11 protein-coding genes and 2 pseudogenes are annotated in these 19,312 nt (G+C 73.5%); 11 read left to right on the top strand and 2 right to left on the bottom strand.

Going from position 1 to position 19,312, the window contains the following annotated elements; all coding sequences use genetic code 11:
• Positions 1 to 23: 23 nt before the first annotated feature.
• Entirely contained in the window at positions 24 to 401 is a 378-nt protein-coding gene (locus ACZ3UD_RS22910) for an effector-associated constant component EACC1 (protein ID WP_465590588.1), read from the top strand.
• A complete protein-coding gene (locus ACZ3UD_RS22905; RefSeq protein ID WP_465590585.1) occupies positions 398 to 1,948 on the top strand; it encodes a caspase family protein in 1,551 nt (516 codons plus the stop codon). Before ACZ3UD_RS22910 ends, ACZ3UD_RS22905 begins: the two co-directional genes overlap by 4 nt.
• Here ACZ3UD_RS22905 and ACZ3UD_RS22900 read toward each other — a convergent pair.
• Together ACZ3UD_RS22900 and ACZ3UD_RS22895 are read right to left on the bottom strand one after the other, a co-directional pair.
• Positions 1,945 to 2,610, bottom strand: a complete 666-nt coding sequence (locus ACZ3UD_RS22900) for an HAD-IA family hydrolase (RefSeq protein WP_465590582.1) — start codon at positions 2,608 to 2,610, stop codon at positions 1,945 to 1,947. The two genes, ACZ3UD_RS22905 and ACZ3UD_RS22900, sit on opposite strands and share 4 nt — an antisense overlap.
• Positions 2,611 to 2,685: 75 nt before the next feature.
• A pseudogene (locus tag ACZ3UD_RS22895) lies at positions 2,686 to 3,833 on the bottom strand (dihydrofolate reductase family protein).
• 171 nt (positions 3,834 to 4,004) lie between these two features.
• Between ACZ3UD_RS22895 and ACZ3UD_RS22890 the strand changes: the two are divergent.
• From ACZ3UD_RS22890 to ACZ3UD_RS22850, 9 genes and pseudogenes are all read left to right on the top strand, one after another.
• A pseudogene (locus ACZ3UD_RS22890) lies at positions 4,005 to 4,829 on the top strand (methyltransferase domain-containing protein); the annotation flags it as partial.
• Positions 4,830 to 5,021: 192 nt separating this feature from the next.
• On the top strand, positions 5,022 to 6,479 hold the full coding sequence (locus tag ACZ3UD_RS22885) for a DUF4190 domain-containing protein (protein WP_465590579.1): 1,458 nt from the start codon (positions 5,022 to 5,024) through the stop codon (positions 6,477 to 6,479).
• A gap of 179 nt (positions 6,480 to 6,658) precedes the next feature.
• A complete protein-coding gene (locus tag ACZ3UD_RS22880; RefSeq protein WP_465590576.1) occupies positions 6,659 to 6,823 on the top strand; it encodes an SPOR domain-containing protein in 165 nt (54 codons plus the stop codon).
• Between the two features lie 10 nt (positions 6,824 to 6,833).
• Complete coding sequence (locus tag ACZ3UD_RS22875; RefSeq protein ID WP_465590573.1) at positions 6,834 to 7,274, top strand: NUDIX domain-containing protein; 441 nt, start codon at positions 6,834 to 6,836, stop codon at positions 7,272 to 7,274.
• A gap of 139 nt (positions 7,275 to 7,413) precedes the next feature.
• Positions 7,414 to 10,176, top strand: a complete 2,763-nt coding sequence (locus ACZ3UD_RS22870) for a SpoIIE family protein phosphatase (RefSeq protein WP_465590570.1) — start codon at positions 7,414 to 7,416, stop codon at positions 10,174 to 10,176.
• A gap of 283 nt (positions 10,177 to 10,459) precedes the next feature.
• Positions 10,460 to 13,069, top strand: a complete 2,610-nt coding sequence (locus tag ACZ3UD_RS22865; protein ID WP_465590567.1) for a SpoIIE family protein phosphatase — start codon at positions 10,460 to 10,462, stop codon at positions 13,067 to 13,069.
• A 100-nt stretch (positions 13,070 to 13,169) separates the two neighbouring features.
• On the top strand, positions 13,170 to 14,978 hold the full coding sequence (locus ACZ3UD_RS22860; protein ID WP_465590563.1) for an ABC transporter family substrate-binding protein: 1,809 nt from the start codon (positions 13,170 to 13,172) through the stop codon (positions 14,976 to 14,978).
• Positions 14,979 to 15,312: 334 nt separating this feature from the next.
• On the top strand, positions 15,313 to 17,217 hold the full coding sequence (typA, locus tag ACZ3UD_RS22855; protein WP_465590560.1) for a translational GTPase TypA: 1,905 nt from the start codon (positions 15,313 to 15,315) through the stop codon (positions 17,215 to 17,217).
• 432 nt (positions 17,218 to 17,649) lie between these two features.
• On the top strand, positions 17,650 to 19,293 hold the full coding sequence (locus ACZ3UD_RS22850) for a peptide ABC transporter substrate-binding protein (RefSeq protein ID WP_465590557.1): 1,644 nt from the start codon (positions 17,650 to 17,652) through the stop codon (positions 19,291 to 19,293).
• Positions 19,294 to 19,312 lie beyond the last annotated feature (19 nt).

Below are 19,312 nucleotides of genomic sequence, written 5' to 3'. Positions count from 1 at the left end.
GGGTTGTGGGAGAGGGGTTGGGTGTGGAGGTCGAGCTCGGGTTCGAGGTGGCGGAGGGTGCCTCGGAGGGGGCGGAGGTCGAGGCGGCGCGGTCGTTGACCCGGTGGCTGCTGGCCGAGCCGGAGCTGCGGGGCATCGAGGTGCGGCCCGGGGTGGCGGATCCGGCGGCCGGGCGGATGGGGGAGGTGCTGGAGATCCTCAACGTGGTCCTGGCGAACGGGATCGCGCTGGGGAGCCTGGTGACCGCCGTCGCCACCTGGCGGGACTCGCGGCGCGGCGGGATGCGGGTGCGGATCGAGCGCGGCGGCACGTCGGTGGTGATCGAGGACGGGTCGGCGGACGAGGTGCGCCGGATCGTGGCGCAGTTGGAGCCGCCGGCCGGAGCCGCTGAGCAGTCGTGACCGTGCTGGCGGACCCGGGCCGGTCGGCGGCCGTGCTCGTCGGGGTGCACGACTACGTCCACCTGGACGGACTGCCGGCCGTCGAGCAGAACCTGGAGGGGCTGCGCCGGGTGCTCACCGACCCCGACGTCTGGGGGCTGCCCGCCGAGGCCTGCGCGGTGATCGCCCAGCCCGCGAGCGTGCGCGAAGTGCTGGACACCGTGCGGGAGAAGGCGCGCCAGGCCACCGACACCCTGCTGGTCTACTACGCCGGGCACGGCGTGACCGACGACTACTCGGAGGAGCTGTACCTCGCGCTGCCGGACACCGACCGCGAGCGCGAGTACACCGCCCTGCGGTTCGAGTCGCTGCGCCGCGCGCTGCTCGACTCGCAGTCCCGGGCGCAGCGCACGGTGGTGGTGCTGGACTGCTGCTACAGCGGCCGGGCGCTGGTCGGCTCGATGGGCGCGGGCAAGTCCCTCGCCGACCGGACGGCGGTGAACGGGACGGTGGTGCTCACCGCCTCGGCCGCCACCCGGCCCGCCCTCTCGCCGCCCGGGGAGCCGTACACCGCCTTCACCGGGGAGCTCATCGACCTGCTGGAGCGGGGCATCCCGGGCGGTCCCGAACTGCTGGACATGGACACCCTCTACCGGCGGCTGTACGCACGGCTCGCCGAGAAGTCCCGCCCGCTGCCGCAGCAGCGCAACCGCAACACCGGCGGGCTGATCGCGATAGCCCGCAACCGGGCGGCGGGGGTGGAGGACGAGAGCCCTCGGGACATCGAGGCCCGGGCCGCCGCCGAGGAGCTACTCGAGTGGCGGGAGAGGGAGGTCGAGCGGCTGCGGGCCGCCGTCGAGGAGGGCGCGCGGGAACTGCTGCACCGGGCCACCCGCCTGGCGGCGGCGCTGGCGGCCGAGCCGGACCCGGACTTCCGCCTGTTCTGGCTCGCCGTCCCGGCCGTGCGCGAGATCTTCGGTACGGACGGCTCGCTGGAGCCGGTGGGGGAGTTGGTGCCCGGCACCTGGTACCTGGCGTTGGCGGCCCGCGGGGACGCCCTGCTGGTCCAGCACGCGGACGGGGCGCAGGGGATCCTGCTCGACTGCGTCGGGATCCAGAACAGTTTGGCGGAGGTCGAGTTCGAGCTGTACTGGTTCGCGGTGCCGGTGGTGCGCGAAGTCTTCGACGCGGACGGTTCGCTGGAGCCGGTGGGGCAACTGGTGCCGGGCACCTGGTACCTGGCGCTGGCGGCCGCCGAGAACGCCCTTCTGGTCCAACTCCCGGACGGCACCAGGGGGTTGCTGATGGACGTCAGCGGGATCCAGAAGGGCGTCGCGGACCACCCGTACGCGCCGCCGGAGGAGCGGGACGACTTCGCGCCGTTCTGGTTCGCGGTGCCGGCGGTGCGCCAGCTCTTCGACGCGGACGGTTCGCCGGTGTCGGCGGGAGAGCTGGTGCCGGGCACCTGGTACCTGGCGGTGGACCAGCAGGGAGGTGTCCTGCTGGTCCAGCTCCCGGACGGCACCCGCCGGCTGCTGCTCGACTCCACCGGCATCCAGTACGGCTAGCCCCGGACGGTGACCGTCACCACCCCGTCCGCGTCCGCCGTGACGGTGACCGCGTCGAGGGTCGTGGCGAGGGCGTCCGGGTGGTGGGCGGCGGCGCGGGGGCCGATGCCGATGACGCGCATGCCGGCCGCGCGGGCGGCGGCGATGCCAGCGCCGGAGTCCTCGAAGGCGAGGCAGTCGGCGGGGGCGTGGCCGAGCGCGGCGGCGCCCTTGAGGAAGCCCTCGGGGTCGGGCTTGCTGGCGCCGACCGACTCGGCGGTGACCAGGACGGGCGGCAGAGGCAGGTCGGCGGCGGCCATCCGGATCCGGGCGAGCGGCTCGTCGGCGGAGGTGACCAGGGCGTGCGGCAGGTCGGCCAGGGCGGCGAGGAAGGCGGGGGCGCCGGGGACCGGGACGACGCCCTCGACGTCGGCGCGCTCCTCGGCGAGCATCCGCTCGTTCTCGGCGAGGTTGACCTCGACCGGGCGGTCCGGCAGCAGCACGGCCATGGTCGCGTGGCCCTGGCGGCCGTGGACGACGGGCATCACCTCGACGGGGTCGAGGCCGTGCCGCACGGCCCAGCGGCCCCAGCAGCGCTCGACCACGGCGTCGGAGTTGACCAGGGTGCCGTCCATGTCGAGGAGGAGGGCGCGGGCGGTCAGCCGGAGTGGGGCGGCGGGCATGGGACGGCTCCTCGGGGGGAATGGCGGCGCGCGGGCCAGGAAGGCGAGCTATTTGTTTCCAAATGATACAAAAACTCAGCGGAGCAGATGGGCGTTGACCGCCCGGGCCTCCTCGGCCAGCTCCGGCAGCTCCACCACCTCGACCCCGGCCGCCTCCAGCAGGGCCGTGCCCTGGCAGTCGGTGACGAACAGGTCCGGCTCGCTCCAGGCGACCACCACCCGCGCCACGCCCGCCGCGATGAGCAGCCGGGCGCACGGCACCGGCCGCGAGGCGCGCTGCCCGCAGGGCTCCAGGCTGCTGTAGACGGTCGCCCCGCGCAGCCGGGCGTCGCCCGCCGGGAGCTTGCCGAGGGCCGCCTCCTCGGCGTGGTCGTGCGCGTCCACCTCCCGGCTGAAGCCCTCCGCCAGCACCTCGCCGTCGGCGCCGACGATCACCGCGCCGACCGAGAAGGCCTTCTCGGAGGGCGGGCACCGGCGGGAGAGCTCGACGGCCCGGCGCAGGTGGTCGAGGTCGGCGGTGGTGGGCTGGTTCACGGCGCGGGCTCCTTCGGGGCGTACCTCAGCAGGACGACGTCGCCCACGGTACGTGCCTCCAGCAGCCGCATCCGCCGGGCCGGACCGCCCGGGAAGGCGGCCGGGCCGACGAACCGCGGCGCCCCGGTCTGGCCGACCAGCACTGGGGCGACGGCCAGCTGGAGTTCGTCCGCCAGGCCCCGGGCCAGGAACTGGGTGTGCACCCCGCTGCCCCCCTCGACCATCAGCCGGCGCACCCCGCGCGCGCCCAGGTCGTCCAGCACCGCGCCGAGGTCCACCGCGCCGCCGAGCGCGGCCACCTCGGCGAGCCCGTCGAGCCGGGGCCGCAGCGCCGCGGCCCCGGCGTCGGTGGTGTAGGCGAGCTTGGCGCCGCCGGTGTGCCAGAACCGCAGGTCGGCGTCGAGCGCGCCGCTCGCGCTGAGCGTCACCTTCAGCGGGTACTCCGGGCGCCCGGCGGCCACCCGGGCGGCCCGGCGCGCGGGGTCGTTGACCAGCAGGCGGGGGTTGTCGGCGCGCAGGGTGTTACCGCCGACCAGGATCGCGTCGGCGGCCGCGCGCTCCTCGTCCACCCGGTCGAAGTCGGCGGCGTTGGAGAGCAGCAGCCGGTCGGGGGAGGCGTCGTCGAGGTGGCCGTCGAGCGACACGGCGGCGCTGAGCAGGACGAAGGGGCGCTGGCCGGGACCGGGCATGGGCGGGGACCGTTCTGTCGGGGGCGACTCCACGGTACGGCGGCGGGGTGTGGCGCAGCCCCGGAGGGGTCGGAATGTGAGACGGTTCTTCTCGTCATACGGGATGGAGCGTAGCGTCGGAACCGTCGCGCGAACGGAAGACCTGCCGGAACACCGACCACGCCCAGGGGGACCCTCATGCCCGGACCGCAGCCCGCCACCGTCTACACCCACGGCCACCAGGAGGCCGTGCTGCGCTCGCACCGCTCCCGGACCGCCGCCGACTCGGCTGCCTACCTGCTGCCCGAACTGCGGCCCGGCCAGGCCCTGTTGGACGTCGGCTGCGGGCCCGGCACGATCACCGCCGACCTGGCCGAACTGGTCGGCCCCACCGGGCGGGTGGTGGCCGTGGACACCTCCGCCGAGGTGCTGGAGCAGGCCGCCGGGTACGTCGCCGAGCGCGGCCTGTCCAACGTGGTGTTCGAGCTCGCGGACGTGCACCGACTGCCGTACCGGGGCGGCGAGTTCGACATCGTGCACGCCCACCAGGTGCTGCAGCACCTGGGCGATCCGGTGGACGCGCTGCGCGAGATGCGCCGGGTGACGGCGCCCGGCGGGGTGGTCGCGGCCCGGGACGCCGACTACGCCTCGATGACCTGGTTTCCCGAGGCGCCCGCGCTGGAGCGCTGGCTGGAGCTGTACCGCCGCACCGCCCGCGTCAACGGCGGCGAGCCGGACGCCGGGCGGCGGCTGCTCTCCTGGGCCCGCGCGGCCGGCTTCACCGAGGTGACCGCGAGCGCCAGCACCTGGACGTACGCGACGCCCGAGCGGTGCGACTGGTGGGGCGGGATGTGGGCGGACCGGGTGACCGGCACGGCGTTCGGCCGGACGGCGGAGGAGCGGGGCTTCGCGGACCGGGCCGAGCTGGAGCGGATCGCGGCCGGCTGGCGGGAGTGGAGCGCCGCCGAGGACGGGTGGTTCTCGATGATCCACGGCGAGGTCCTGGCCCGCGGCTGAGCGGCGGGTCCGGGCGGACGGCCCGGGGCGGTGACGGTCGGACGGCCCGGGGCGGTGACGGTCGGGCGGGCGTTCGGAAAGATCGGGTAAAGTCGCGCGACCGTTCACCTCGGGCCCGCTCGGGTCCGAGCCATGGTGTCGAACGCCGCAACGCCGAGCTGACGCCCGCCCCGGCGGGTTGGGGGAGTCCACGTGTCCAAGCCTGAGTCCGAGCTGCCCGCCGCCTCGGGGCCGGACCCGCGGGTGGGCTTCCGCAAGGACTCGGGCCGCGCGGACGCCGAGGCTCCGGAGCGGCCCGCCGAGGTCGAGCCCGCTCCGGTGGAACCCCCGGCCCCGGAACCGGATCCTGCGGCCGAGCCGGCCCCGGCCCCCGAGCCCGTCGACCCCTGGGCCCCGCCCGTCGACCCCTGGGCCCCGTCCGCCGACCACCCCGCGCAGGCCGCCCCGCCGGCCTCACCGGCCCCGCCCCAGTCGCCGCCCCCGCCGCTGCCCGCCGGAGGCGGGGCCACGGCGGCGTCGTCGGCGCGGTCCGGCCTCCAGCCCGGTCAGCCGTACCCGCACCCGTACCTGCACCCGCACCCGCACCCCTACGGCTCCGCGTCCCCGTACCACCCGAAGCCGGAGCGGCGCACCAACGGCTTCGCGGTCGGCTCGCTGGCGACCGGGCTGAGTCTGCTCGCGCCGGTGGCCCTGGTGTTCGGGATCATCGCGCTGACCCAGATCAACCGCCGCAAGGAGCGCGGCCGCGGCATGGCGGTGACCGGTCTGGTGCTCGGGGTGGCCGGCACGGTGCTGCTCGCGCTCCTGGCGGGCGCGGGGGACTTCAGCTCCGCGCGGGACGGCCGGTACGCCCAGAAGCCCCCGCCCGGCTCGGTCCGCTGGTCCGCGCTGAAGGCCGGGGACTGCTACAACTCCCCGAGCGGGAGCAGCACGGCCGACGGGCACGGTGACGAGACGGTGTACTGGGTGAGCCGGGTGCCCTGCTCGGACCCGCACCACGGCGAGGTGGCCGGCACCGCCAAGGTGCCCGAGAGCACGGGCTCGTACCCGGGAGAGAGCGCCATGCGCGAGCGGGCGGCCACGCTGTGCCGCACGGTGCTGGCGGACTACGCGCTCGACCAGTGGGCGGTCCCGGACGGCATGGACGACGTCTACCTCTACCCGACCTCGGGCAACTGGGCGGCCGGCGAACGGTACGTCACCTGTGTCTTCGAGGACCGGGACGACCAGCACCTGGGCACGGTCCGCACCGACCGTGCCAGCCTGACCGCCGCTCAGCTGGCCTACCTGGAGGCCGTCCGAGGCTTCAACGACACCTACGCGGACGCGCCGAAGCAGGACGTCGGCGTCGCCGAGGCCGAGTACCGGTCCTGGGCGCGGCGGATGGCCGCCGCCTCCCGGGCCGAGGCCGCCGCCCTGCGCAAGCCGGCCACGGACTGGCCGGCCGACGTACGGCCGCCGGTCGAGAAGCTGGCCGAGGCGCAGACCCAGGCGGCCACCGCCTGGGACGCCGTGGTCTCCGGCGCCGACCTGTCGGGCGACCTGCGCCGGGCCCGGGCGCTGGTGACCAAGACCGTGCCGATCAGCGTGGAGATCCGCCGCGCCCTGGGCCTGTCCACCGGCGAGCAGGTGCCCGATCTCCGGGTCTGAAACACCCGGGCGAGCACCCCGAGCGAACGCCGGGGCGAACACCCGGGCAACGGGTTACCCGCCGTTAACTTCGCCCGTACCTCCCGGTAGCGCGCCGCCCGTACGCTCGCTGCCATGTCCCCGGCCCGACCCCCACGCCGGCCGGGGACAGCCTCCCGTGCCGCCGGTACGCTCCCCGCATGGGCACCTTTCGGGTGATGCGGCAGGACGACAACGGCAACCGCTTCCTGGTCGCCAAGGGCCTGGACCGGGTCGAGGCGCAGCGGTTGGCGGCGGAGTTCGAGGCGCGCGGCCACAAGCAGCTGTACTGGGTCGAGTCCGAGGACGGGGACGCCGCGTCGTAGGGTCGGGGCCATGGACCGGACCGGTGAGACCCCCAGCGAGCCGCGGATCGTCGTCGGCGGCGCGCTGATCCACGGCGGTCGGGTGCTCGCCGCCCGGCGCGACGCGCCCGCGGCGGTGGCCGGGCGGTGGGAGTTCCCCGGCGGCAAGGCCGAGCCCGGGGAGACCGAGCCGCAGGCGCTGGAGCGGGAGCTGCTGGAGGAGCTGGGCGTACGGGCGCGGGCGCTGCGCAGGCTGCCCGGGGCGTGGACCGTCCGGCCGGGCCTGGAGCTGCGGTTCTGGGCGGCCGAGCTGCTGGACGGCGAGCCGCGCCCGCTGGAGGACCACGACGAGCTGCGCTGGCTCGGCCCGGCCGAGCTGGACGGCGTGGACTGGATCGAGCACGACCGCGAGGTGCTGCCGTACGTCGCCGAGCTGCTGGTGGCCGCGGGTGACGCGCAAGCCGCCGGATAGGTCAATCGGACAAGACGACCCGGCAGCCGGGATAGCCTGGGTTCTGCTGGGTATGTCGCTTTTCGGCACTATTCGTCACCATCGGTGAGCCGTCCCAGCCGGCGACGCCGATCCCGACCCAGAGCCGGAGGCCCCGTCGGTGTCGACTACCGGGAACGGCGGCGGGGGAGCGCGGCGGGCAGGCACCGCGGGAGGCGCCTCCGCCCGCGCCCGACTGCGCCGCGTCGCCCGTCCGGCCGCCCCGCAGCCGCCGGCCGGCCGCCGTCGCGCCGGCGCCCTGACGGCCCCCGAGGCGGCCCGGCCCGCTCGGCCCGTCCAGCCCGCGCCGACCGCGCCGACCCTGGCCGTCCCCGAGCCCGGCACCCCGCCCGGCCCGCGCAGCCGCCCCGGGCGGCCCTTCCCCGGCGGGCCCGCCGACGCCGCGCGGGGCCTGGGCACGCCGCCCGACGGCAGCCTGCTGGACATGCTCAAGGTCGCCAACGCGATCCTGGACACCGCGGGCCGGGTGGTGCTGTGGAGCCCGGCGGCCGAGGAACTGCTCGGCTGGCCGGGCGAGCTGCTGGTCGGCCGCCGGATCGATGAACTGATCCCCGACCAGGAGCAGGTCGCCCGGATCCGGGCAGCGATCCAGGACACCCTGCACCACGGCCGCTGGGCGGGCAGCGTCGAATTGCGCGACCGGGACGGCCTGCCGGTCACCGTGGACGCCCGGATCTCCCTCCTGGTGGACGGCGACGGCACCCCGTTCCTGCAGTCCAACATGGCCGAGGCGGCCGCCGTCCGGGCCGTCGAACGGGACCTCGCGGTGCGCGACGCGCTGTTCGAGCAGTCCCCGCTGGGCATCGCCATCCTGGACACCGACCTGCGCTACACCGCCGTCAACCGGACCCTCGCCGAGCTGAACGGCGTCGCCCTGGAGGACCACGTCGGCCGCACCACCGGCGAGACCCTGCCCGAGCGGGCCGCCGACGAGATCACCACGATCCAGCGCCAGGTGCTGGCCACCGGCGAGCCGGTCATCGACGTCACCCTCGCCTCCCCGGTCACCACCCGGCCCGGCTACCGCTCGATCTCCTACAGCCGGATGACCGACCGCTCCGGCCGAGTGCTCGGCATCTCCGGCACCGTGATGGACGTGACCGAACGTTACCGGGCGGTCGCCAAGGTCGAGCACGCCCGGCGCCGGCTCTCGCTGCTCAACGAGTTCGGCTCCCGGGTCGGTGACCTGCTCGACGCCTCCCGGATCGCCCAGGAACTCGCCAGCTCCGTGGTCCCCCGGCTGACCGACCACTCGGCGGTGATCCTGCTCCAGGCCGTCGCGCACGGTGACGACCTTCCCCGGCACGGCCACGACCGGCGCACCTCACTGCTCCAGCTCGGCACCGCCTCCGTCCAGGACGGCCCCGAGGTCGAGGTGATGCTCCGGCGCGGCGCCCGGATCACCTTCGCCGAGGACTCCGCCTGCGGCCGGGTGCTGCGCACCGGCGTGCCCGAGCTGCTCTCCGGCGCCGACCAGCTGGACGAGGTGACCTACCCCGGCGATCCCAAGACGCAGGCCGCCCACGACCTGGGCGTGCACTCGATGCTGGTCGTCCCGCTGCGCGCCCGCGGCATCGTGATCGGCCTGCTGCTGGTCAGCCGGGCCGGCTACCGCGAGGGATTCGACCGGGACGACCTGGCCTTCACCGTCGAACTGGCCGACCGGGCCGGCAGCTCGCTGGACAACGCGCGCCTCTACGCCCGCGAGCGCACCGCCGCGCTCACCCTGCAGCGCACCCTGCTCCCGCAGCAGGTCCCGCAGCCCACCGGCGTCGAGGTCGCCTACCGCTACGTGCCCGGCAGTAGCGGCACCGAGGTCGGCGGCGACTGGTTCGACGTCATCCCGCTGCCCGGCGACCGCACCGCGCTGGTGGTCGGGGACGTGATGGGCCACGGCCTGCGGGCCGCCGCCACCATGGGTCGGCTGCGCACCGCCGTCCGGGTGCTGGCCGCCCTCGACCTGCCGCCCGACGTGCTGCTGCGGCACGTCCACGAGCTGGCCGACGACCTGGCCCAGGGCCCGGACGAGGCGCTGCTGGCCACCTGCGTCTACGCGGTCTTCGACCCGGGCACGGCGATGCTGACCGTCGCCAAGGCCGGGCACATCCCGCCGGTGCTGGTGGTGCCGGGCGAGGAGACCACCGAGGAGCCGACCCGCACCGGCGGCCCGCTGCCCGGCGGCGCCGGCCGGATCCTCGACCTGCCCTCCGGCGCCCCGCTCGGCGTGGGCGGTGTCCCGTTCGAATCCGTCGAACTGAAGATCCCCGAGGGCAGCCTGCTCGCGCTGTGCACCGACGGCCTGGTCGAGTCCCGGGACAAGGACCTGGACGTCGGCCTCGGCCGGCTGGTCACCGTGCTCCAGGAGCCGCACGCCTCCATCCAGGCCGCCTGCGAGGCGGTGCTCGACACCATGGAGCAGGGCCGCGAACCGGACGACGTCGCGCTGCTGCTGGCCCGGCTCGGGCACGGCCAGGCCGGCACCCCGACGGCCGGCTGGACCCTGCCCGCGGAGCCCACCGCCGTCTCCCGGGCCCGTCGGCTGGTCCGTGCCACGCTTGCCGAGTGGGGCGTCGAGGACCTCACCGACACCGCCGAACTGTTGGTCAGCGAGTTGGTCACGAACGCCGTCCGGTACGCCAGCGCCCCGATCGGGGTCCGGCTGACGCTCGGTGAGACACTGCTGGTCGAGATCTCCGACCCGCTGCCCGACCCGCCCCGGGAGCGGCACGCGGCCGAGGCCGACGAGGGCGGCCGGGGCCTGGAGCTGGTCCACCGGCTGGCGCTGCACTGGGGCGCCCGGGCCGAGGGGATCGGCAAGGTGGTCTGGTTCGAGCTGGAGCTGCCGGGTAACGGGCGAGCGTAGCGAGCTCATCATCGAGAGGTGCGCGTGCCGGGCGAGTCATGATCCGAACGGGGCGCGAGCAGAACATCAGGAGAACAGTGCCGCATATGCCAGTAGGGGCCCGGGGGGGAGCGCGCGCTCCGGAAGGGGGCGCGGGCGTGGCATTGTGGTTGCGCGGGCGGTAGGACAAAAACCTTCGCCCGATCTGATGTTGTGATGTTGAGGGCGTGTGAACGTACCCCTCGATGATGAATACTCGGTCTTCTCGACATCCGGACGGTCGCGGGTTGGAGGGGTCGGTCCGTTGAACAGCACACCGGCGCGGAACGCGCCGAGCAGCAGCGGTCATGCCGCTGTACCCGGGCAGGCCGCCTCCGCGCACCTGCCCGGACCGGCGGCGCCGCCCGGGACCGGGGGCCCGGGCCGCGGCGCCCACCCCGCCGCGGGGCAGCGCCCCTGGGGCGCCGGCGACCCCGGCTCGATCTACGACTACATCCGGGTCGCCACCTTCGCGATCGGCCCCGACGGGCGGATCAGCCAGTGGAGCGAGCGCGCCGCCGAGTTCTTCGGCGTCCCCGCCGCCGAGGCCGTCGGCGCCGACCCGGTCTCCACCTTCGTGCCCCGCGAACTCTGGCAGCGCGGCCGCGCCCGGCTGGAGCGCACCCTGGCCGGCGAGGAGTGGGTCGGCACGACCCCCTACCGGGACGCCGCCGGCGGCGAGGGCCTCGCCGAGCTCTACCTGATGCCGGACAGCGCCCTGCCCACCGCGGGCGCCACCTGCCTGGCCGTCGACCTCGGCCGACTGCGCCGGATCGAGACCGACCTCGCCGCCTCCGAGGCCGTCTTCGGCCAGACGCCCACCGGCTTCGTGCTCTTCGACGACCGGCTGCGCCTCCAGCGGGTCAACGACGCCTTCGCCTCCGGCATGGGCCTGGTCCCCACCGACCTGGAGGGCCTCACCCCGCACGACCTCTTCCCGCCCTCCGAGGCCGACCGGCTCACCGCCGCCCTGCGCAAGGTCCTCGCCACCGGCGAACCCGTCTTCGACCTGCGCTTCCACAGCGCCGTCCCGACCCGCGAGGGCAACCGGCTCTGGGCCGTCTCGCTGTACCGGCTGAACGGCTCGGCCGGGCAGCCGATGGGCGTGGCCGGACAGGTCTCCGACGTCACCAGCCGGCACGTCGCCGAGCGCGAGGCCGACGGCGTGCGCCGCAACCTCGCCCTGCTCAACGAGGCCAGCGCCCACATCGGCTCCACCCTCGACCTGGAGACCACCGCCAAGGAACTCCTCGACGTCGTCGTCCCGCCGTTCTGCGACCTCGCCACCGTCGACCTCTACACCGCGCTGCTCTCCGGCGAGACCGTCCCCAGCGCCGGCCGGCCCGGCGACACCGTGCTCACCGACGGCAGCGGCGAACTGCGCCGGGTCGCCGTCTCCAGCGTGATCGGCGGCGCCTCCTCGGTGCTCGGCTCGGTCACCGGCCTGCCGATCGCCGAGGCCGGCGGCACCCTTTGTTACCCGCGCCGCTCCCCGCACGCCCGGGCACTGCGCACCGGCCGCAGCGTCGTCCCCGAGCCCGGCCGCGACCCGCTGCTGCGCTCCACCCTGATCGTCCCGCTGGTCGCCCGCGACCAGGTGCTCGGACTGGTCCAGCTCTCCCGGGCGATCGGCAGCGAGCCCTTCGACGCCCGCGACGTGGCTATCGCCGAGGAGCTCGTCGCCCGCGCCGCCGTCTGCATCGACAACGCCCGGCTCTACCGCCGCGAGCACGAACGCGCGCTGATCCTCCAGCGCAGCCTGCTGCCCCCGGGCAACCCGGCCGCCAGCGGCCTGGAGATCGCCTGCCGCTACCTGCCCAGCAACAACAACACCGAGGTCGGCGGCGACTGGTTCGACGTCATCCCGCTGCCCGGCAACCGCACCGCCCTGGTCATCGGCGACGTGATGGGCCGCGGCCTGCGCGCCGCAGTCGCGATGGGGCAGCTGCGCACCGCCGTCCGGACCCTGGCGATGCTCGACCTGGAGCCCGGCGAGGTGCTCACCGCGCTGGACGAGATCGCCCGCGGCCTCGGCGACGACTCCGTCCCGGCCGGCCCGCCCACCCCGTACGGCCGGCTCACCTCGACCGCCGACGAGGAGGCCCGCGAGGTCTACCTGGCGACCTGCGTCTACGCGGTCTACGACGCCGTCACCCGGCGCTGCTGGATCGCCAACGCCGGCCACCTGCCGCCCGTGCTGCTCACCCCCGGCGAGGGCTCCCGGATGCTCGACGTGCCGCCCGGCCTGCCGCTCGGCGTCGGCGGCGAGCCCTTCGAGGAGGTCGAGGTGGACCTCCCGGACGGCGCCGTGCTCGGCCTCTACACCGACGGCCTGGTGGAGAGCCGCAAGCACCAGCTGGACGAGGGCCTGCGCGCCTTCCGGGCCGCGCTCTCCGCCGAGGGCAAGGCCCTGGAGGACCTCTGCGACCACGTCCTCGGCGAGCTCAACCCGCACCATGGCGAGGACGACATCGCGCTGCTGATGGCCAAGGTGCACGCCTTCCCCGAGGACGCCGTCGGCAACTGGTTCCTGCCCCCCGAGCCCACCTCGGTCGCCAAGGCCCGCGAGCTGGCCTGCAGCTGGCTGCTCTCCCGGGGCATGGAGGAACTGGTCGACACCACCGAACTGCTGGTCAGCGAGCTGGTCACGAACGCGCTCAAGCACGGGCGGGGCGAGATCCGGCTGCGGCTGCTGCGCGAGCGCACCATGGTCTGCGAGGTCTGGGACGACGGCTACGCCCAGCCCCGGCAGCGGCGCGCCCAGGAGACCGACGAGGGCGGGCGCGGCCTGCAGCTGGTCAGCCTGCTGGCCGAACGCTGGGGCAGCCGGCGCACGCCCAAGGGCAAGATCGTCTGGTTCGAGCTGGCGCTGTAGCGGTGGTGAGGCCGTAGGGCTGGGCCGTACGGGTGCAGTCGCCCGGCTGCCCGCCGTGTCGGCGCGGGCCGGGCCGTCCGGGCGGCGTTCCATGGCCGCCATGCGCGTCCGCCAGCTCACCGCCGCAGCCATCGCGCTGCTGCTCGCCGCCGGCCTCGGAGGCTGCTCCGACGGCCCGGCCCCGGCCCATACCGCCGAACCCGCGCCGGCCTCGGCCGACCCCACCGCCACCACCGGGGACGTCCGCCCCGCCGACCGCGCCGACGTCGAGAACGGCGGCACGCTGCGCTGGGCGGTGGACGGCGTGCCGGCCACGCTGAACGTCTACCAGAGCGGCGCGACCGCCGACTCGGCGCTGCTCGCCCACGCGCTGTACCCCTCGCTGTTCCGGCCCGACGAGCACGGGCGGCTCGTCCCCGACCCGGACTACCTGGCCGGCGCCGAGTCCACCCCGCCCGGGCAGCAGCCGCAGGTGGTCACCTACCGGCTCAACCCGCACGCCGTCTGGAGCGACGGCACCCCGCTGTCGGCCGCCGACCTCACCGCCCAGCGGGCCGCCCTGTCCGGGCTGGACCCGGCCTACCGGGGCGCACACCCGGCCGGGTACGACGCCATCGAGTCGATCACCCAGGGCGCCGATCCGTACGAGGTCAAGGTGACCTTCCGGCGGCCGTACGCCGAGTGGCGCGCGCTGTTCGGACCGCTCTACCCGGCCGCCGAGACCTCCACGGCGGCGGCCTTCAACCGGGCGCTCACCGGTGGCGGCCACCTGAGCGCCGGGCCGTACACCCTCTCCTCGTACGACGCGAAGGGCGGACGGGTCACCGTGGTGAGCAACCGGCTCTGGTGGGGGGACCTGCCGAAGACCGACCGGATCGACTTCGTGGCCACGCCGCCCGAGCAGCGGTTGGACGCGCTGGACCAGGAGCGGCTGGACGTCGCCCCGCTGACCGTGGCGGTGGACCGGGCGGTGCCGGCCGCCCCCACGGCAAGCCCCTCGGCGGGCACCGGTCCGGCCGCGCCGCCCGCCGCCGCGGACGCCGCGGCGCCCGAGGCGGCGGCGCAGGCGCTGCGGCGGGCCGAGTCGCTGCCCGGGATCACCGTGCACCGGGCCGCCGCCGCCTCGCTCACCGAGCTCACCGTCAACGCCGCCCGCGGCCCGCTCACCGACTCGGCGGTCCGGCGGGCGCTGGCCCGGGCGGTCGACCGGCGGCGGATCGCCGAGGCCGCGCTCGGCCCGCTCGGGCTGCCCGGCGCCCCGCTCGGCAGCCACCTGCTCGCGGGGGACCAGGAGGGCTACCGCGACAACAGCGCCGCGGTCGGCCCGGCGGAGGCCAGTGAGCTGCTGGACGAGGCGGGCTGGAAGCGGCCGAACGGCGGCACCCGGGTCAAGGACGGCAAGGAGCTCGCCCTCACCCTGCTCGTCCCGGCCGGCTCGGCGACCGCCAAGCGCACCGCCGACGCGCTCACCGCCTCCCTCGCCGAGTCCGGCATCGCGGTGAAGACGCAGGCCGCGCCCGCCGAGACCTTCGTCAAGGACCGCCTCGCGGCCGGGGACTACGACCTCGCCCTGTTCTCCTGGCCGGCCGGCCCCAGCCCGGCGGGCGAGCAGCGCGCCGCCTACGCCAAGCCCCGGCCGGACGCCAACGGCACGCCCGACCCGGGCACCAACTACGGCCGCAGCGGCACCGAGGAGATCGACCGGCTGTTCGACCGGGCGGCCGCCGAACTCGACCCGGCGGCCCGGCTGGACCTGCTGCAGGAGGCGGACGTGCGGATCTGGCAGCTCGGGCACTCGGTGCCGCTCTACCAGCGGCCGGAGCTGGTGGGTGTGCGGACCGGAGTCGCCGGGGTCGGCGCCTGGGGCTTCGGGTGGCCCCGGTTCCAGGACGTCGGCTGGAGCCGCTAGCGCGCGTCGAGCGCCCGCGGGGGCGAACCGGCGCGGCGCGTCGGTGAGGGCCTGCGGGGCCGCGGGCCCGGGGATCACGAACGGAAGAGTGTCGGAACCCGGCCGCCGGGTGAAGAGCGCGTGACCCAGCTGTGATCTTGGTCCCGCCCGACCTGCTCGTTTCCGCCCACCTGGGTGCTTCCCCGTACGATAGGAGGAAGCCGAGGCATGTCCATATGCCCGGCGGGTGGACCGGTAGTAGCAGGCGAACGGGTGGCGGCGGCCGACAGGGGCCGCAAGTGCGCGTCTCGCGGCCGGGCGCCGTAACCCACGATTCCGGGAGAATCCGCTAGGCATGCCCACGCGCAACGACATCCGTAACGTCGCCATCGTCGCCCACGTCGACCACGGCAAGACCACGCTGGTCGACGCCATGCTGAAGCAGGCCGGCGCCTTCGCCGCCCATCAGCAGCTCGACGACCGCATGATGGACTCGAACGACCTGGAGCGCGAGAAGGGCATCACCATTCTCGCGAAGAACACCGCGGTCAAGTACCACCCCAAGGACGGTGGCGCGCCGATCACCATCAACATCATCGACACCCCGGGCCACGCCGACTTCGGTGGCGAGGTCGAGCGCGGTCTGTCGATGGTGGACGCGGTCGTGCTGCTGGTCGACGCCTCCGAGGGCCCGCTGCCGCAGACCCGCTTCGTGCTGCGCAAGGCGCTCAGCGCCCGGCTGCCCGTCATCCTGTGCATCAACAAGACCGACCGTCCGGACTCCCGGATCGACGAGGTCATCAACGAGACCTACGACCTGTTCCTGGACCTGGACGCGGACGAGGACCAGATCGAGTTCCCGATCGTCTACGCCTGCGCCCGTGACGGCGTCGCCTCGCTGACCAAGCCGGAGAACGGCACCGTTCCCGCGGACAGCACCAACCTGGAGCCGTTCTTCTCTACCCTGCTGGAGCACGTCCCGGCCCCCAGCTACGACGAGGACGCCCCGCTGCAGGCGCACGTCACCAACCTGGACGCCGACAACTTCCTCGGCCGCATCGCGCTGCTGCGCGTCGAGCAGGGCGAGCTGCGCAAGGGCCAGACCGTGGCCTGGATCAAGCGCGACGGCTCGATCCAGAACGTCCGCATCTCCGAGCTGCTGATGACCGAGGCGCTCACCCGCAAGCCGGCCGAGGTGGCGGGCCCCGGTGACATCTGCGCCGTCGCCGGCATCTCCGACATCATGATCGGCGAGACCCTGGCCGACCCGGAGAACCCGATCGCGCTGCCGCTGATCACGGTGGACGAGCCGGCCATCTCGATGACCATCGGCACCAACACCTCGCCGCTGGTCGGCCGTGGCGGCAGCGGCAAGGGCGCGGACGCCAAGTCCGGCGCCAAGGTGGACCGCAAGGTCACCGCCCGCCAGGTGAAGGACCGCCTGGACCGCGAGCTGATCGGTAACGTCTCGCTGCGCGTCCTGGACACCGAGCGCCCGGACGCCTGGGAGGTGCAGGGCCGCGGTGAGCTGGCGCTGGCCATCCTGATCGAGACCATGCGCCGCGAGGGCTTCGAGCTGACCGTCGGCAAGCCGCAGGTGGTCACCAAGGAGGTCAACGGCAAGACCCACGAGCCGGTCGAGCGCCTCACCGTGGACGTCCCCGAGGAGCACATGGGTGCCGTCACCCAGCTCATGGGCGTCCGCAAGGGCCGGATGGACAACATGTCCAACCACGGCTCGGGCTGGGTCCGGATGGAGTTCGTCGTCCCGTCCCGCGGCCTGATCGGCTTCCGCACCGAGTTCCTCACCAGCACCCGCGGCACCGGCATCGCGCACTCGATCCACGAGGGCCACGAGCCGTGGTTCGGCAACCTGACCACCCGCAACAACGGTTCGCTGGTGGCCGACCGCGCCGGTGTGGTCACCGCCTTCGCGATGACCAACCTGCAGGAGCGCGGCGTGCTCTTCTGCGAGCCGGGCACCGAGGTGTACGAGGGCATGATCGTCGGTGAGAACTCGCGCTCCGACGACATGGACGTGAACATCACCAAGGAGAAGAAGCTCACCAACATGCGGTCCTCGACCGCCGACGTGGCCGAGTCGATCGTCCCGCCGCGCAAGCTCTCGCTGGAGCAGTCGCTGGAGTTCTGCCGCGAGGACGAGTGCATCGAGGTGACCCCGGAGACGGTTCGCATCCGTAAGGTCGTCCTGGACCAGAAGGACCGCGGACGTACCGCCTCGCGCGCCAAGAAGGCGTGATCCGGACGCTCTGAACGGCCATTGGCCGGATTGTTTCGCCCCCCTTTCCGATTGGAGAGGGGGGCGAACTTTTTCAACTACTCCAAGTTGTCGGGGCCGCTATTAACGGAATAACGCTCATCACACCCGAGTGTCCGCTGAGCGGACGCGACGGTTCGTCATGCATGACGACTGTCCGTTTGGTACCTGTCTGGCTATGTCTCAAATGTCCGGTTTTCGAAACTTACCGACTGTTCATGTGACCTAATTGAGATCGTCACTGGTCACTTTCGTGTCCGTGCGTGACGGATAGTGGAGCCAGTCAGGCTCGGGTCAAGGGTGAACGCGCAGGGGTGCGCGCCGAAACCACGAGCGCGGACGGCATTGCGGGCCCGGTGACAACCGTTCCGTGGTGCCTTCCCCGTCGCAACGTCGAATTCAGGAGGCACACCGATGCGTGGTGTGAGCCAGGCCAAGTGGGTTGTCGCAGCTGTCGCTGTCGCGCTCGCCGCGACTGCTTGTAGCAGCAGCGGCAGCAGCGACTCCTCCGGTGGGAGCTCGGACGGCGCCGCGGTCAACCCCGCGGGCGTCTTCAGCTACCAGAGCGCCGAGCCCCAGCGCCCGCTGCAGCCGGCCAACGCCATGGAGAACCAGGGCGGCCGTATCGTCAAGCAGCTCTTCACGGGCCTCGTCGACTACGACCCCGCGACCGGTGCCCTGCGCAACCAGGTGGCCGACAAGATCGAGACCACCGACGCCAAGAACTACACCGTCACCCTGAAGTCCGGCTGGACCTTCCACGACGGCACCCCGGTCACCGCCAAGTCCTTCGTGGACTCCTGGAACTGGTCGGCCAACCCGGCGAACAACCAGATCAACTCGGACTGGTTCTCCGACATCGTCGGCTACGACGCCGTTCACCCGGACAAGGGTGACCCGACCGCCAAGGAGATGGCCGGTCTCAAGGTCGTCGACGACACCCACTTCACCATCGAACTGACGCAGCCCGTCTCGTACTTCACGTACAAGCTGGGCTACTCGGCCTTCTTCCCGCTGCCCACCGGGTTCTTCTCCGACCCCAAGGGCTACGGCGAGAAGCCGGTCGGCAACGGCCCCTACAAGTTCGTCTCGTGGGAGCACAACAAGGCCGTCACCCTGGCCGCCTACGACAAGTACACCGGCACCAACAAGGCGAAGAACGGCGGCATCGTCTTCCGCGCGTACACCTCGCCCGAGGCCGCGTACAAGGACCTGATGTCCGACACCCTGGACGTCCTGGACCAGGTCGACTCGACCGACCTGCCGAAGTACAAGGACGACCTGGGCAAGCGCGCCGTCGACCAGGCGCAGGGTGCCATCCAGAACATCTCCTTCGCGCTGTACAACGCGGAGTGGAACGGCCAGGACAAGGCCAAGGTCCGCCAGGGTCTGTCGATGGCGATCGACCGCGACACCATCACCAAGACCGTGCTGAACAACAGCCGTCAGCCCGCCGACTCGTTCGTGGCGCCCGGCGTCATGGGCTACAAGGCCGGCACCTGCGGCGACGCCTGCAAGTACGACCCGGCCAAGGCCAAGCAGCTGATCCAGGACGGCGGTGGCGTCCCGGGCAACAAGATCAGCATCATCTACAACTCCGACGGCGGTCACAAGGAGTGGGTGGACGCGGTCTGCAACTCGATCCGCCAGGCCACCGGCGTCGAGTGCCTCGGCGACCCGAAGCCGGACTTCAAGACCTCGCGTGACATCATCACGAAGAAGCAGGTCCCGAGCATGATGCGGACCGGCTGGGTGCAGGACTACCCGCTGAACGCCAACTTCCTGCGCGACGTCTACGGCACCGGTGCCGCCGCGAACGACGCCGGCTACTCCAGCCCGGAGTTCGACAAGCTGGCCCACGAGGCCGACGCGGCCACCTCGGTGGAGAAGACCGCCGACCTGTACCAGCAGGCCGAGGCCGTTCTGGCCAAGGACATGCCGGCCATCCCGCTCTGGTACTACAAGACCAACTCCGGCTACTCCAACAACGTCCAGAACGTGAAGTTCAACTCCTTTGGCGACCCGGTCTACACCGACGTCGAGGTCAAGAAGAAGTAATCGGTCGGCACCGCCTGAC

This window comes from Kitasatospora sp. NPDC023118, assembly GCF_055560875.1.
Note: the sequence above shows the minus strand (reverse complement) of the source record. Positions and strands in the feature narration are given on the sequence as shown.

Coding starts and splice junctions, on each gene's coding strand:
- ACZ3UD_RS22900 (WP_465590582.1), bottom strand. CDS start 2,610: ATGCCCGCCGCCCCACTCCGGCTGACCGCCCGCGCCCTCCTCCTCGAC.
- typA (WP_465590560.1), top strand. CDS start 15,313: ATGCCCACGCGCAACGACATCCGTAACGTCGCCATCGTCGCCCACGTC.
- ACZ3UD_RS22850 (WP_465590557.1), top strand. CDS start 17,650: ATGCGTGGTGTGAGCCAGGCCAAGTGGGTTGTCGCAGCTGTCGCTGTC.
- ACZ3UD_RS22875 (WP_465590573.1), top strand. CDS start 6,834: ATGGACCGGACCGGTGAGACCCCCAGCGAGCCGCGGATCGTCGTCGGC.
- ACZ3UD_RS22860 (WP_465590563.1), top strand. CDS start 13,170: ATGCGCGTCCGCCAGCTCACCGCCGCAGCCATCGCGCTGCTGCTCGCC.
- ACZ3UD_RS22880 (WP_465590576.1), top strand. CDS start 6,659: ATGGGCACCTTTCGGGTGATGCGGCAGGACGACAACGGCAACCGCTTC.